This is a genomic window from Parasphingorhabdus sp. (assembly GCF_036963805.1).
Taxonomy (GTDB): domain Bacteria; phylum Pseudomonadota; class Alphaproteobacteria; order Sphingomonadales; family Sphingomonadaceae; genus Parasphingorhabdus.
In genome coordinates this window covers 35,604-50,860 of sequence record NZ_JBALUN010000011.1, presented here as the reverse complement: position 1 = coordinate 50,860, position 15,257 = coordinate 35,604, and the positions used below count along the sequence as shown (strand labels likewise).

The window sequence follows — 15,257 nt, the reverse complement described above, 5'->3', positions numbered from 1 at the left end:
AAAAACACCTTACGAAGCTCTTCGGGAAAAGCTATAACGCTATGAAGTGAATGTCTCACCAGTCACCCGATGTTACAAGCCGCAATCAGCCCAGTTTCGAAAATTTATATTGGCAACTGAAGTCACGGTGAAATTTCGACATAACCTGTATTATTCCGGCAAAACAACTGAAATTTCCCAATGATTTGAGTGCCCATTATTATGATGTCGGGTGCACCATATTTTCTGCCATTTCTTGGGTTAGAGCTACTTGGAACTCCGGTGTTTCTCCGGTGTAATTAAGGAGAACATCGGGATTCGGGTTACTCAAAACAGATGTCCGTGGCGTGAAAAACATTTTGGTTTCTCGACACAATGCGATGAGGCTGCGATCAAAATTCAAGTCAACGTCTGCCTCGCGCCCAAATTCAGACATAGCAGCTGGATCTATTAGGTCCGAATAGCTGACGCTCTTTGTTGTTATTCTAACTTCGCTGTCCGGTCCACCCTTGGAACCTTGCGTCCAAAAAAATTCGGGCTCGCTGCTCCCCAAGTTCGCTTAACAACTGCCCAATGTCCGGGGCAGTTCGTAAGCTGTGCCCATTTCATCATTCACCCAATTCGCATAGGCTGCATCGGCGTGTTCATTGGATTCTCCAAGAATTTCGGCTAGTTCGTCCAAATTTCCGGATCGGCGGCGAAGTGCCTTTTTGCTTAGTTTCAGCCATCGTGCCGCAGCTTTTTTTGCATTGTTAGAAGATAATTCGGTTCGCAAAGCTTCGTTAAATTGCGGGATGTTTGAACTATCCACTATATACTTCCAGCGATCCCAATAAGCCGAACATTGCGCCATCTCGGAAGGCGTCATTGGGCTAACACCGATGGCTGCTCCCTCGGCAAAAGCTAAATTCGCACGTCTCGCATTTTCATTCTGAGAAGAACTGGCCGCGATAGGGGCTGAGATTAGAAGAGTAGCCATAGCCAAGGGCAGGGGACTCTTCACGATCCATTTCACATGCATTTCAATTTCCTTGAAACCCTTTGTCTCTTGCGAATGCACAGGAGGCTTCCATAAAGGCCGCTAAATCTAATAGTCTTTACATGATATCGCGGTGCCGCCGCCAACGCCGCTATAGGTTGTAGTGGTGCAGGTTTTGAATTTCTGGCGCGGAGTTCTTTGCTCCGAAGATGAACCGGAAGCTGCTGAGGCGGCTTGGGCCGCCCGCTCCTTGGCTGCACGAGCAGCCCATTGCTTGCCCTCATTTTCGGTATATTTTCGGACCCGCAGCCGCCGCTGATATTCGGCAAAGATGATACGCGTTGCAGGTGGATTATATTGCCAATAATATTGGTTGGCGAGTGCCACCACGGCAGCATCGCTGAAACGGGTGACGCCTTTCGCGCCAGCCTCCACTACTAATTCACCCAGCAGATTGCCTTCAGGAATTTCGTCTATCAATTTTTTTCCGTAGGGATAACGCTCTACGATATAATCCGCAACGGAGGCGTAGTCGCCCGTTTCCTGAACATGATAACGCAAATCCGCTACGCTATACGAACGCGGAGCTTGAGTAGCCGCCGCCGCAGCGGTAGCAACAGGACTGCCGCTATTGTCGCTATCGCTAGACGAGATTTCGTAAAGTACCGTTTCACACTCGCCAGCAGCTTCTAAGACATGATCTAACAATGCGCGATCGCCGTTGCTGGCTTTATAGTCGAGCCACTGTTTTGTAACATTGGCTTTCGCGGTATTTTCGCTCGCCCCGCTTCCAGTTAAAATGCGGTCGAAATATCCCCATGCGAATTTACTAGAGACGTCGTAGCTATTACCTTCTTTCTCACCAACCTCGATCGCCTGCGCGCATTCATAAATGCTGTCGATCCTGTCTTGGGGATTAGCCGTCTGAGCCGATGCGACCGCTGGAATTGAAAATGCCGCAAGAACGGCCAAGCACAATAGTGGAACTTTATTGGTCATGCATTTTCTCCGTCGCATCCGTTTTTACTCGTCGCCGGGATTAGAGCCCGTTGTCGCATTTCCGTGCATTATCGATCATCTTGGTCAGGGTATTGTCGGCACCCATAGTTTTTGCGCGGGACTCATATTCCGCTTTGGCTTCATTATAGTAAGCGCCTGCATCCAAGCCCAGTTTATCGCTGGCCTGCATAAGTAGGTTTGCCCAAGTGTCGCTACTATTCTTCAACTTGATGCCATTTTCTTCGGCAATTTGGACCACGTATGTGCATTCAGCTGCGCTTTTCAGCATCTTCGCTTCTTGTTTGGATGCCGCCAAAGCGGGGTGTGTGGAAAGTGAGAGGGCGCTGATCGCCAAGATTGTAAATGCATTTTTCATTCTAGGTCTCCTTGTGGAAAATTATTTAGGATTCGGCGCGCTCTGCTCCGAATTTTGCTGCTTTTCTGGTAAGTAAATAGTGGAGCCGACCGGCTTTGTTTCATCGAAAGCCAGACCCGTGACAATAAGCTGGTCAGTGGTATCAATGGTAAAATCAATCTGCACGGTGCCGCCTGTCGGGCAGCAATGGCCGTCAGCGGCGCGCCATACCGGCGAGCTGGCGTGCATTTCCCGAAAGTTGAAATTAATCCCGCTTTGCAATTCAAATCCGAGGGGCAGCATAGCATTTATTTCATCAAACCAAGTAGTGAGATCGATATGACTCCACCCAGCTTTCGTGCGGCGAACCAAAATGTCTGCATTTCCCGCGCCGTTGCCACCGGTGCGTCCAGGTAGGTGGATCAACACGCCGCTATCGCTATTGGCGGCGATATCCGGCGCCAAGAACCAGCCTTCGGTTTGTGCGGCCGCGACCAGCATGGGGACTGGTTTTCCATCGAGTTCGGCAAGTACGACCATTTCGGTCGCCGGACCATCATTAGGTGCTAGCAACATATGTTGCCAAATCACGGGACCGCCACGTTCCATGCTGCTAATGGTTCCGCTGGCGTTTACCCAGCAACGCGCTTCGGTCTGATACAGACATTGTTTTGATAGCAGCAGCATGGAATTGGGTGTTAGACTGATTGCTTTTTCCATCTGTGCAATTGTGCAGAGGTTTTCATAACCACCGTCAGGACATACGGTTACCGTTGGGATTGGAGCAGGGGCTGAGCCTTGCTCATCTTGGGCGAATACCGGATTTGCGAAATTCAAAGATAGCGCCATCCCTGAGATCACGAGCATTGCTAAAAATGACAAAGGTGCGTCGGTCAAAAGCGGTACAAATCGAGCTTTGTTCATATTGGGTTACTCCGCTTCGTCGGTCTGGGGTGATGCTATCGATAGCTTTGCGAGCCGATCGCACGAGGCCTTGTTATGCAGGTCACATCCTGCCCGATAAGCATCCATCGCAACGTTTGTATCTTTATGGGTCACACCCATTCCCTGTTCGACCATGATCCCCGCATTGAGACATCCCCGACCGTCTGATGCGCGGCAAATTTGGGCGTAAAGGTCAAGCGCTCCGGGATAGAGCTGCTCGCCGCCGCGCCCTTCGCGGAGCATGTTGGCATAGTTGAAACAGCTCTGACGAAATTGCAGTTCGCAGCCTTTTTTATAGGCGGCGCGCGCGCCCTCAAGGTCAGCGTCGCCGCCTTCTCCTGCCTCCGCCATAGCGCCAAAATTATGACAGGCTTCATCCAGGTCATCATCAAAACAGGATGACTTCAGCATCGCGCGTGCCTCGGTCTTTCCGCCAAGTTGATCGAGCCGCATTGCATCTTCAAAATGGCGTCGCTTTTCGTCTTTGGTACGCTCGGCGGTTGTCGACGTTTCAGCAGCGTTTGTGGTGCTTTCTGTCGCTATTTCCTGTGCTTGTGCTGCGGATGCAAAAATCCAGAAAGCAGAGAACAGGCAAAGGTTGATATGTGATATCCGCATCAGGTCTATTCCCGCGATGGCTCTAGATTGGCTAATTCACTACAGGCACGTTGATAGCCGCCATCGCATCCTTGTTTCAGCAGTTGCCCGGCCTTTTGCACATCGCGGACAAATCCACCTTTCCCATGCAAGTAAAACATGCCGATATTTGTACAGGCCTGCGCATGGCCTTTGTCACACGCTCTTGTCGCCCATATGCGAAATTTGAATATGTCCTGTGTGACACCTTCGCCGGTATAATACATCACCGCCTGTGTGTAGCATCCGTTCGCATAGTCCAGCTCGCATGCTTTTTGCGCGAATTGCATCGCACTCGGGTAGCTTTTCGCAATGCCGTCGCCTTTGTAATAAGCGGTCGCCAAATTACTGCAGCCCATCGGATCGTTGCCCTTGCAAGCCTTTTCAAAGGCGATAACGGCAAGAACAAATGCCGTAGTTTTCGTCTTGGCCGTTGCTGCTTCATCCATCCATAACGTTCCGAGATTGCTACAGGCTATCGCCACCCCCCCGTCACAAGCTTTGGAAAAATAGCTTTTAGCGATACCGTTATCAGTAGCCATGCCGAAGCCTTCGCGTGCAAAAACGCCCATATTGGCGCAGCCTTTTATTTCTCCGCCCTCGCAGGCCTGCTGGCTATATTTGACGGCAAGTGCGCCATCCTTGGCTCCGCCCCTTCCTTCAGCGGCATAGGCACCGGCGTCGACACAAGCATCGGCGGCGCCAAGGTCACAAGCTTTGAAATAGCTGGTGCGAGCCAAGCTATAAATTGCGTTCCTGCTGCTATCATCTGTCGCAGCGCTGAGCTTGTTGGCAATCAAGATGGCATGTAAAGCACAACCATCCACGGCATTGGCTTCGCACAGCATTTTGTAGATATTCAGCGCACCGTCTTTGTCGACGGGACCGCCGACACCCCGTTGCATCAACGGTGCCAATCCGCGACAAGCATTGCCGTTGCGTAAAATACAGCCTCGGACAAATTGTCCGCGTGCTTTTGTGTCATTTGCGGTCGAGGGCAGATGATCCAACAAAATGCGGCCGGCATCCACGCACGCCGCGGAATAGCCAAGATTACAGCTTTGCGAGAAATTCAAAGCCGCCTGTTCAAAATTCTCCGACGCCAATGCTGCTTGCCCATCGGCATAGAGGCGGGCGGCTTCGGGTGTCGGTGTATCCGGTTGGTCAGGATTGCTTTGCCCAATCGACATTGACGGCGTGGCCATGAACAGGATTATGGCTATCGTCCGGAGCAAGGCCTTCACCATAAGATTGATATAAATGTTTTTCCGGTTCATTTTTTGGCATTCAGAACAGGAGCATTAGCCCATTGCAGGGCTTTGCGAAGATCACCAAGGCTTTGGCTTTGGACAGATGCGTTTTTCCCAATATCCTGAAATTCAGTCCAGACGCCTGCTTTTTGAAAGGCCACTGTCACGCTTGTCTGGTCTGGTTTGCGCTCAATGATACGTTGGGATTGCGTGAGAAGATTGAACTTTGAACTACCAACGGCGATACTGCCGTTGCCACTTTCTTTATTCATAGCGAGTTTGGTGCCATCAGACAGGCGTATTTCTATAGCATCGATATTGCTTCGCATACTAGCGACCCAGCGGCCTTTTTGCGTGATAAACATCCGCCCCCGCGGATCGAACATTCCTGGACGCGAAAGTTCAAATCGCACAGTATTTTCGTCATCCCGTTTCAGTAAGCGGTATACCGACAAGCCCGCAGTTTTTCGCGTGCCTGAGAAACGACCCATACGAGAGCGCCAGATCCCGAAGTCGTCCGAAGCCGAGTCAAAGCTGACCAGCGTACCAACAGACGTGAATAGAATTTTCTTCTCGATACTCCCTTGCAAATGCTGGTTGAGGTCTTCGGTCAAAACTAATTGTTCGTAGCCAGCCTGCATCAACGAAGAATATTTGGACTTGCATTCGGCCTCGATCATATCGGCGAAGGATTGCAGCAAATTCTCAAACTCTGCCTTTTTCGGTGATTGGTTATATTTGATTTTTCGGGTATTTGCGATGACGCTCCATTCCAGCTTGCTCAAGGCCTTATATTCCCCGGCAACAGAACATAGTTTAGGATCGCTGGTCATTGCACTTGGTGCCGAGATGAGCGCATCGGCGAGCAAATCGGCGGAGCCTATCAATTGGACCGCATCCGTGTGCGGCGACTTTCCAGCACAACCGACCCATTCTTTTTTACCTTTTTCGAAACTATCAACGGAACGATATTGTTCGGCATTTAGAATTTTTTTCAAATCCGGGCCAAATTTGTCGCGGATGAGCATCATAGCGCGATACTCGCCGAGCAAGAAAATGTCGCAACTTTCGTTCGCGCCGAGCGCGTAGGTGGAAAGAGCGTAGAGATTGGCAACCGCTTGCACTTGGTTGGCATTTGGTTGCTGTGCATGGGCGGACGGCGCAATGGCAAAAGCCGAGAGTACGGGCAAAATATATGTCGAGAATTTTAGCAGTTTTTTCCGGAAAGATTTATTCTGATATTGATGATTATTCACACCGCCCCCGCTGCGTCTTATATAAACTCTTGCATGCTGCTTATGAATATGAAGTGCTGGATTTTGCAATCCCCCTTTTGGGGGATGGTCACTTTCGAAATTTCACCTCAGATGGCTTGTCGGGAAATAAATTTAGGTTTATTTTCTGACTGGTAGCCTGAATATATATGCGACCCGTATTCAGGCAGCTAGGTCTTGACGGTGGAGCGTTTGCGCTTCACCGTCAGCTTTTGTATATATAGAGACAGAAATGACGCGGCAAAGCCAAAAAAGCTATTTTGCAATGCCGGGCATATTGCTCTCTATCGTTATTTCCTTTGGCTTCTTGGCCTCGTTAGCGGCGTTTATAGCCGCCTTTTCTCAGCACCGTTTTAGCGAACAATTGGTCGTTTCCGAACAAGGCGTGGTTTTGCAAAATGCGAAGGGCCAAATAATTGGCCGTTCCCCGCGCATAGGTCCTCGTGCGCAAGAAATTGAACCGGCTGACCTCACCCAAGAACCTGACGTGATGGAAAGCTATGACCAACAACACCGGTTCACTGCTCGCCAAGATGCATTTGCAGAGATTCTCCGCAGTCAGAAAATTTTATCGATCACTGTTAATGAATCAGCGCACGCGATCGGACTCACTCCGGAAAAAATAATGCCGTTCGAATTTTGGTTGCAAATGTTGGTTGGATTTGCCGGTTTTGTCGTGTCCGCTTGGATATGGGCTCTGCAACCAAAGCGGCTTCCCAACCAATTATTCGGACTGGTCGGGGTTTGTTTATGGCTCGCCGCCACTTGCGCTGCAATTTATAGCACGCGGTGGCTGGCTTTGCCCACTGATCTGTTTGCACCGTTGAGTGCGCTGAACGCTTTGGGGTCGATCGGTTTTGGCATCGCGCTTATCTGTTTGTTCCTCATCTATCCGATCCGTTTAGTTAAAAACTATCTTCTGATATTGGTCTCCATCCCAATATTGGGCCTCTATGTGTTGGGTCAACTAAATCTGCTTGGTGAGCCAGCCAATGAGACCCCTCTGCTTACCGCAATTGAGATGCTGGCAATTCTGGTTCTCGTCGTTATCCAATTTATAAAATCGCGCGGCCGCCCACTCGATATGGCAGCAATCCGATGGGTTGGTGTGTCGACTTTAATTGGGTCGGGGCTGTTTATTTGCATGGCGATCATCCCCGTTCTTTTGGACGCCGAACCGCTGGTCAACCAAAGCTACGCCTTTGCGTTTTTCCTGATTGTCCATCTGGGTATCGCATTCGGTCTGAAACGGCAAAATCTGTTTGAAAGTGAACTTTGGGCGATCACAATGTTTAAGGCGGTGTCGGTCGGCATATTGTTGATTGCGGTTGATGTGGCTCTTGTCGCACTGCTCGGATCGCTAAGCGGCGCCACGGTCCTGACTATGTTGCTCATTTTACCCTTTTTCTATCTTCCATGGCGGAGCATGGTGCAGCGTTGGTTATTTCAGGCCACGCCTATTGAAGACTTGCTTGAAGAAGTCGCCCATGTTGCATTGATTGACAACGCGAGTGACCGCAGCGCAAAATGGCAGGAAATTTTGCAACAGGCATTTACGCCTTTGGTTATTGAAACGAGTTTGGATGGGAACAGCAAAGGTCAACTTGTGGAGATTGAAGAGCAAGGCGTCATGCTACACATTCCTACGGTTGCTGGTTGTGCGCCGCTATCGCTCCGTTACAAAAATAAGGGCACGCGGCTATTTCAAAAGCGCGACCGGCAAGTCGCCGCCCGTATGATCGACTTTCTCTCTAGCTTAAAACGCCAACAAGAAGCATTTGCCGATGGCGTAACTAGTGAACGGGGCAGAATATCCCGCGATCTACATGATGATCTTTCGGCGTTGCTGATGTCTGGGCTTAACTCGGACAATCCGGATGATTTGAAATCGGTGCTCCGCTCTTCTTTGGCAGAGGTTCGGATGATCGTTTCGGCTGAGGTCGGCGACACCCGCTTGCTTGCGGATATTCTTGCCGATAGCAGGGCGGAGGCGGCAGATCGTTTAGAAGCTTCGGGCATAGCCTTGAATTGGCCGATTGTTGCGGCATCGGGCATACTGATGCCGCAACCGCAAAAGGCGCTCACCTCTATCCTCCGAGAAATGGTGACTAACGTTATAAAGCATTCAGAGGCGACCGAAATGCAGGTAAAGACACGGCTGGAAAATGGCACCATCTATATTGTAGCGAGTGATAACGGCAAAGGGGCCAGTGCTGGCAAACGCCAAGGTAATGGCCTGAATAACATCAGGGTCCGGCTTACGGTGCTTGGCGGCAATTTTGATTATGGTGACTTGGACCCCACAGGTTTCCGTACCAGCATTGCACTCCCAGTTGAATCGCAATGACGGTGCCGCAAACGCGAATATTGATCGTGGACGATTTGTTATCCGCGCGGCGATTGCTGGGCTCTGCGATTAAGGACGTGCTCGCTGAGCGAAATATCGTGAACTATGCGCTTTCCGAGGCGGCCTCTTTTAAAGAAGCAATGGTCATGCTGGATCAAAAATTTGATTTTGCATTTGTCGACCTGCATCTGCCAGATGGCCGAGGCTGGGACATTATCCGTAGCCTGAAAGCCAATCCTGAAATCATCATTGCTGCCGTAACCGTGATGGACGACCGGAAGAGCGTGGAGGCGACATTGGCGGCGGGAGCGGACGGATATTTAATCAAAGATGTCGAGCCTGATTTACTGCATTACCGTATCGCTAGGCTGATGGCTGGCGAACCATCTCTATCGCCAGCCATTGCGCGGATGATGTTGGCGCGGTTCCGGCCTGAGCAAGATCATCAAACCGACCCGTTGACAGATCGGGAACGCGAGGTGCTTTGCCTCGTCGGGCGAGGGCTTCGCGCTAAGGAAGTGGCAGAACAACTAAAAATAAGCTCGCACACGGTGCGCGATCATCTGAAATCAATCTACCGCAAACTGGATGTAACTTCGCGCGCAGAGGTCGCGATTGAGGCGCAGAAACGCAATTTGACCTAGTCCTGCTCTTCTGATGGGAAATAATGTATCAGCTGATCAGCAGCTTCTGCAGAATGCCTCTTCTTCGCCGCACACCGGTTAAACGGCCAAATTTCTGAATCTGGATCGGGAGGGCCCATTGCGATGTATAACTGATCATTGCCTCTGGCAATCCCGGGGCGGTTTATACCAGTTTTCAGGGCTTGTTGTGCGATGATTGGTTTCCCGTTTCGACGAATACACGAGTAACATCTCATGTCCATTTTCGAAAAGTTATGGCGGTCAGACAATAGTTTGGAATTCGGCTGACGGGGCTTGAAAAATATGGGAAGAGGCTTGTCGATGGTGACCTCACTTATCTGGCGAAAGGACACAATATGCAGACGGGGATATCTGCTTGGGTATTGGCAATTGTAAAAGCGCTCGATGATGCCGGTGTTGAGAGTGACAAATTACTGGAATCCATAGGGATAGCGCCCGACAAAATTGCCGATCTCAATGAACGATTTTCACAAGACCAAGTGACGGATCTTTGGGATGTAGCCGTTGCGGAGACGGGAGACGATTATTTCGGCCTAAAGGTCGCACGCTTTGTGAGGCCATCTACGTTTCACGTGGTTGGCTATGCGATGGCATGTAGCGAAAATTTACGGCGAGCTACCGAAAGATTTGCGCGATCAGCACGTTTGATTTCGGATTCTGCGGTTATTGATTTTAACATTGCTGGAGAAAATGCGGTGATGCGCGTGGAACTCAATCCAGAGGGCCGTCAGCCATTCTATCATACAATAGACACTATATTAGCAGGGTATTTTTTGCTAAGCGAATGGATATTAGGGGGATCTATTCATCCCGTCCGCGTAGATTTTCAACATGCGCCGCCCGAGAGCGACTTGGAATATACCCAGATATTTCATTGCCCCGTATATTTTTCGCAGGCGGACAATAGTATTACCTTTCGCTCAAGCGATTTAGAGAGCCCCATAGCCTCAGCCAATGAGGAACTGGCGATGGTGCTCGACGATATGACATCAAAATATCTATCGCTCCGTTTCAAGAGCCGTTTTTCGAGTAAAGTACGCGAGGCCTTGATTGTTCACTTGTCTCAAGGTGAGCCTAAAAAAGTCGAGATTGCCAAAGAATTAGGAATGACAGAGCGCACTCTTTTGCGCCGCCTTCGAGAAGAAAATACAACCTTTCAAGAGCTGCTTTACCGGCTGCGTGAAGAAATGGCTTATGATTACCTACGGCAAGACGCCTTCACTATAGATAATATTTCTGAGCAGCTTGGATTTTCAAGTAGCAGCGCCTTTTCTCGCGCGTTTCTTCGCTGGACAGGAGAGCGGCCTAGCGAGTGGCGCAGCAGCCAACGCCGGATGCGAACGCAGAAAAAAAAAGGCTGAGAGTTAACGTTCCCAGCCTTCTTGCCGCCATCATTCTTGCCGCCATCATCTTTCTAGGATCGCCCACGTTAGACCATGATCGATTGTATGATTAGCAATTTACATAGTCGATAGCGCCAACTCTATCCCTTTCACCGAAGTGCCAGTGCTCCAACCGCCGTCTACGAGCAGCGTTTGGCCCGTCACATAGCTAGCATCATCGCTTGCCATGAAATGCACAGCAGCGGCCAATTCCTCTGGCGTGCCGATGCGGCCAAGCAAGCTGAACACCTCAGCGTTGCGGGCCACCATATCTGGTGCTTCATTCATTGCCAGTGGCGTGTCGATAATGCCGGGCGCGATACAATTTACGCGGATCAAGGCAGGCCCATATTCGACCGCCGCTGTCTGGGTGAGCGAGATGATACCCGCCTTTGTTGCAGCATATTCGCCCCAGTTAACAAAACCACGCATAGCGGTTATCGACGAGATATTGACGATGGAGCCTCCTGCGGTCATTCGCTTTGCGGCTTCTTTAATACCCGTCTGAACACCTAGAATGTGCAGGCGCCAAAATTTCTCAGATCGCTCGGGACTAGATTCAGAAAGTGGGAAACCAGCCGCAATTCCCGCATTATTCACCAATATGTCAAGCTTATTGAAAAGGGTAACGGCCTGTTCGCAGACATTCGTCACTTCTTCGGGCTTGGACAAATCCGCGCGGATAAACTTGCAGCCCCAGCTCGTCACAAGGTCATTGCTGTCTGTTATATCGGCGACTAAAACATCGGCTCCCGCCTTTTTTAGGCGCTGGGCGATAGCTGCGCCGATGCCCGATGCGCCGCCGGTTACGATCGCTGCTTTGCCGTTTAATGAAAACATATCTAAAACTCCAATTCTACAGGCGCTGGCATACCAACTTGACGGAGCAGGCTAGCAGTATCCCACAAGCTGCGCTCCAATATGATTTTATCGTTGTCAAATTTATGGATAGTCATGCCGCGCACCAGGGTGGTTTTCCCACTTGTCGGCAGACCTAAAAAATCAGTTCTATGCTGAATCTTCCATGTCCACTCCAACGTGCCACCTCGTTCATCTCCGTGATAGCGGGTTGCGTCGAAATAATGGAGGGAGGCCTCTGGGTCGCTATTTTCAAATGTTTTGAATAGCTTAATCAGTGCGGGCTTGTCGTCTACTATCCGCACGCCAAGGTTCATATCTTCATATTCAAATTTGTCGGTATAATTAGCCATCAACTCATCGAGGCGATTGTCAAATTGTTCAAGCCAGTCTTGTTCCCATTCCAGGTTCATGCTGCTCTCCTAATGTTTGCGCGGAGTGGCAATTTAATGCTCAAAAAAAGGGGCGGCCCGAGAGCCGCCCCTAGAGGGAGTATTAGAAATATACGCGCGCTTCAGCGCCAAAGCTGCGCGTTGGTCCTCGGTAGTTCACTGTGAAGAAGCCTAAGAGTGGTACAACTTCCTGGAAATATTTTTCGTTGGTGAGGTTATTACCATAAGCAGATAGTTCCCAACGATCACCCGACTTGAGTGAAAGACGGCCATTGACTAGATAAAGCGGATCACGCTTAGTACCTGGCGTGTTGGCGACATCCCACCAGATGGTGCCATAGCGGTTCACTTCAAATCGCGGTGTCAAAGTGAATTCATCTGAGATTGGCAACTCATATGCGGTACCGAGGCTCAATGTCGATTTAAATGAGCCTGGTGCAACATTTCCGTTAAACGTCGGGTTACCAGCAAAATTCTTCACTTCGCCATCAACATAGCCATAGCTACCAAAGATTTTCATGCCAAAGTCACTGCGCCATTCAAAGTCGAGGTCAAATCCGCGTAAGCGCACTTCATCAACACTGATGGTCGTTTGTAAGCCAACAGTGGGATAAAATTCAAACTGCTGAGCGCCCTTGATGTCGGTTTGGAAGGCCGCAATGTTAAAGCTCAATGCGCGATCAAAAAGGCGTGTTTTCAAGCCGGCTTCATAAGAGGTAGAAACCTCTTTATCATAGCCATCTTGGACATATACGCTATCGGGATTAAGATTCGCAGCAATAGCTGCTGCACGTAAGGTATCGCGTGAGCCGATGGGGTTGAAACCGCCGGATTTGAAGCCCTTGCCATAGCTTGCGTAGATGCTGCCTATTTCGCCAATATCATAAGACAAGCTCGCTTTTGGTTCGAACTGTTTGAATGTGCGCTTGTTAACGCAATCATCAATGTCCCGTCCGGTCAGGGCTACGCAATTGTTGTAGCTTGCGCCGGTTAGAGGATTGATTGCGCTAGAGGCGACCTCTTTTACAGAGCGTTTTTCAGTATCATAACGGCCAGCAAGGTTAAGGTGCAGGCGGTCCGTTACGTCAAATTGCAAACTTGCAAAAGGAGCATAGCTTGTCGTCCGATAGATCGGATTGCTGTATGATAGTGTTGCAAATGGTGAAGACGCATCTTTGATATCATTACGATTGCCCGGCAATGTGCCCAATGTGTCTATGCCAACATTGCTCGTTTGATTGCGGTCAAAGCGGAGATATGAGAAGCCGACCTGCCAACGAAAACGTCCGTCACTGGGCGAAGTCAGTCGTACTTCCTGCGAGTAGTTTTTATCGAGATAGGTATATTGCTGATAATTTGCGCCAGCAGCACCGGTATCAGATACATAAGGCGGTGAATCACTGCCAAAATATTGATTGAGGCGGTTATAGGCCGAGATTGACGTTAGTGTCGCAAAATCAAACTCGTAATCAGCCTTTAGCGTCACGTCGACGAAGCTCTCGTTGAACTGGCCAGCAATATTAGAGACAAAATCCATGTCTGCGAAATTTGCATCGAGGCCGCCCGGTAGGCCGCCAATGCCGGAGCCTGCGATTTGCGCATTATAAGCGCTACCGCCGCCTTTTGACTTATGGCCGCCGACTTTAAAATCGACGCTCAAGCGATCCGTGGGCTCCCAAACAAGGCGCGCACGGCCATTTGTTGACTGGAAGCGGTGGACATTTTCACCCGTAAGATCGTTTGTAAATGCCCCGTCCGTGTCTTTAAAAGCGCCCGCAATGGTGAAGCCGAGCGTGTCGGTAAGCGGCCCGCTAACACCGGCACTCATCCGTGTGGTGTTAAAGCTTTCTCTCGCGACAACAACTTGCCCTTCAAAATAGTCATCAGGTTTTTTGGTGGTAACTACAATTGCGCCGGCAGCTGCATTTCGGCCATAAAGAGCGCTTTGCGGTCCTTTAAGTACCTCGATTTGCTGTAGACCAAAAAGCTCTTGGTTAAAGGGTTTTACGCTTGAAAGCGTTACACCATCGATAACAATCGCAACGTTTGGATCTGAATTTCGGACGGAAGTTTGGCCGCGAATGTTGATATAGGCTTCGCCGGCATTATCCTCGATGAAGGTAACATTTGGCGTGCTGTCTAAAAAGTCAGACGCACGGGATATGCCTTGTTCATTAAGCGCAGCTTCGGTCATAACGCTGACCGCGATAGGCACTTTTTCAAGCGCTTCGTCACGCTTGGTTGCCGTTACGACGATCTCATCGCTACCCGCTGATCTTGCGTCAGAATCTGCGGTCTGCGCTTGAGCCGAGACCGTAAAAAATTGTGCTAATGTGATAGCCGCTAGCGACGCGGCGTTAAGATGTACGCGTTTGATTATTTTCATTATGTGGGCCCTCCATGTATCCCATCCTTGTAGATGTTAGAGGTCACCAAAGCGATGTGAGTGCCTCCAATCTGCCGCGCAACTAAGCAGGGTTTGCGAGCGGTGCAAAGCTCCCGCCGTGACAAGGCGTATCTTTGCGCGACATATTGTGCCCTCTATGGGTAACTAAACTGGCGTGTTACCGTGGCGTCATAGTGCAGAATCCATCATTCTAGACAATTATTGTCACGAATAGATGGATGCTGGCTCGCTTGGGTATAGGTTGGCCGGGGATATTGGGTATAGCTATATTTAGACAAGGCCGAGATGTTAGCGCGTTCTATGGGACTGGCTAGCGGCTCTATAATTAAGGCCATGCCAAGAGTTGGATGTTTTTTATGAAAGGTACGCATAATGAATAAGAAATGGGCACAATATTGGATCGGTCTTTTTGCAGACGGCACCGATGAGCTAATGTCTCTCTACTCGCCTGAAATCCAGTTTGAAGACGTAAATTTTGGTCTGAAAATCAACAAAGATCTTGGCGCGCTGCGTCAGTTTTTTGAAAATTTCATCATCGAAGACCCAGAGGCGAGCTACAATAAATTCGATGTTTTTGACTATGTCGGAGACGACCGGCTTGGTTCATTTCAATGGACTTGGGAAACCAAGCACGCGGCAGATTTTTTAGGTGTGCCCGCTGTAGGTAAAATTACAAAAACCCAGGGCGTGACGGTGATGGGCTGGAACGAAGAGGGAAAAATCATTCTGGAGCGCAGCATCTGGGACGCGATCCCCGTGATGCAGCAGCTCGGCGCGATACCTGCTTGA

General features: G+C 49.9%; 14 protein-coding genes. 4 read left to right on the top strand and 10 right to left on the bottom strand.

Features of this window, described 5'->3' with window-relative positions:
• Window positions 1-538: 538 nt before the first annotated feature.
• The 7 genes from V7676_RS16595 to V7676_RS16565 are packed head-to-tail and all read right to left on the bottom strand — an operon-like array spanning window position 539 to window position 6,399.
• Window positions 539-1,039 (bottom strand): hypothetical protein, encoded by a 501-nt coding sequence (locus V7676_RS16595; RefSeq protein WP_335660726.1) that lies wholly within the window; start codon window positions 1,037-1,039, stop codon window positions 539-541.
• Window positions 1,040-1,066: 27 nt separating this feature from the next.
• Window positions 1,067-1,957 carry a hypothetical protein gene (locus V7676_RS16590; protein WP_335660725.1) on the bottom strand — a complete coding sequence of 297 codons (891 nt, stop codon included), beginning with the start codon at window positions 1,955-1,957 and terminating at the stop codon, window positions 1,067-1,069.
• Between the two features lie 40 nt (window positions 1,958-1,997).
• Window positions 1,998-2,333 carry a hypothetical protein gene (locus V7676_RS16585; protein ID WP_335660724.1) on the bottom strand — a complete coding sequence of 112 codons (336 nt, stop codon included), beginning with the start codon at window positions 2,331-2,333 and terminating at the stop codon, window positions 1,998-2,000.
• A 21-nt stretch (window positions 2,334-2,354) separates the two neighbouring features.
• Complete coding sequence (locus V7676_RS16580) at window positions 2,355-3,236, bottom strand: hypothetical protein (protein WP_335660723.1); 882 nt, start codon at window positions 3,234-3,236, stop codon at window positions 2,355-2,357.
• Window positions 3,237-3,242: 6 nt separating this feature from the next.
• Window positions 3,243-3,875, bottom strand: a complete 633-nt coding sequence (locus V7676_RS16575; RefSeq protein ID WP_335660722.1) for a tetratricopeptide repeat protein — start codon at window positions 3,873-3,875, stop codon at window positions 3,243-3,245.
• Window positions 3,876-3,880: 5 nt separating this feature from the next.
• Window positions 3,881-5,170, bottom strand: a complete 1,290-nt coding sequence (locus V7676_RS16570; RefSeq protein WP_335660720.1) for a tetratricopeptide repeat protein — start codon at window positions 5,168-5,170, stop codon at window positions 3,881-3,883.
• Window positions 5,167-6,399, bottom strand: a complete 1,233-nt coding sequence (locus V7676_RS16565) for a hypothetical protein (RefSeq protein WP_335660719.1) — start codon at window positions 6,397-6,399, stop codon at window positions 5,167-5,169. Before V7676_RS16565 ends, V7676_RS16570 begins: the two co-directional genes overlap by 4 nt.
• A 250-nt stretch (window positions 6,400-6,649) precedes the next feature.
• On the opposite strand from V7676_RS16565, the gene V7676_RS16560 reads away from it, so the two are divergent.
• The 3 genes from V7676_RS16560 to V7676_RS16550 all read left to right on the top strand — a co-directional run bounded on the left by V7676_RS16560 (window position 6,650) and on the right by V7676_RS16550 (window position 10,790).
• The gene (locus V7676_RS16560; RefSeq protein WP_335660718.1) at window positions 6,650-8,764 is read left to right on the top strand and encodes a sensor histidine kinase; all 2,115 of its coding nucleotides are present in this window, start codon (window positions 6,650-6,652) and stop codon (window positions 8,762-8,764) included.
• A 26-nt stretch (window positions 8,765-8,790) separates the two neighbouring features.
• On the top strand, window positions 8,791-9,408 hold the full coding sequence (locus V7676_RS16555; RefSeq protein WP_335660717.1) for a response regulator transcription factor: 618 nt from the start codon (window positions 8,791-8,793) through the stop codon (window positions 9,406-9,408).
• A 356-nt stretch (window positions 9,409-9,764) separates the two neighbouring features.
• Window positions 9,765-10,790, top strand: coding sequence for an AraC family transcriptional regulator (locus V7676_RS16550; RefSeq protein WP_335660716.1), 1,026 nt, complete (start codon window positions 9,765-9,767; stop codon window positions 10,788-10,790).
• Between the two features lie 99 nt (window positions 10,791-10,889).
• On the opposite strand, the gene V7676_RS16545 is transcribed toward V7676_RS16550, so the two are convergent.
• The 3 genes from V7676_RS16545 to V7676_RS16535 all read right to left on the bottom strand — a co-directional run bounded on the left by V7676_RS16545 (window position 10,890) and on the right by V7676_RS16535 (window position 14,447).
• A complete protein-coding gene (locus V7676_RS16545; RefSeq protein ID WP_335660715.1) occupies window positions 10,890-11,651 on the bottom strand; it encodes an SDR family NAD(P)-dependent oxidoreductase in 762 nt (253 codons plus the stop codon).
• Between the two features lie 2 nt (window positions 11,652-11,653).
• A complete protein-coding gene (locus V7676_RS16540) occupies window positions 11,654-12,082 on the bottom strand; it encodes an ester cyclase (RefSeq protein ID WP_335660714.1) in 429 nt (142 codons plus the stop codon).
• Between the two features lie 82 nt (window positions 12,083-12,164).
• Complete coding sequence (locus V7676_RS16535; RefSeq protein WP_335660713.1) at window positions 12,165-14,447, bottom strand: TonB-dependent receptor; 2,283 nt, start codon at window positions 14,445-14,447, stop codon at window positions 12,165-12,167.
• 393 nt (window positions 14,448-14,840) lie between these two features.
• On the opposite strand from V7676_RS16535, the gene V7676_RS16530 reads away from it, so the two are divergent.
• On the top strand, window positions 14,841-15,257 hold the full coding sequence (locus V7676_RS16530) for an ester cyclase (protein WP_335660712.1): 417 nt from the start codon (window positions 14,841-14,843) through the stop codon (window positions 15,255-15,257).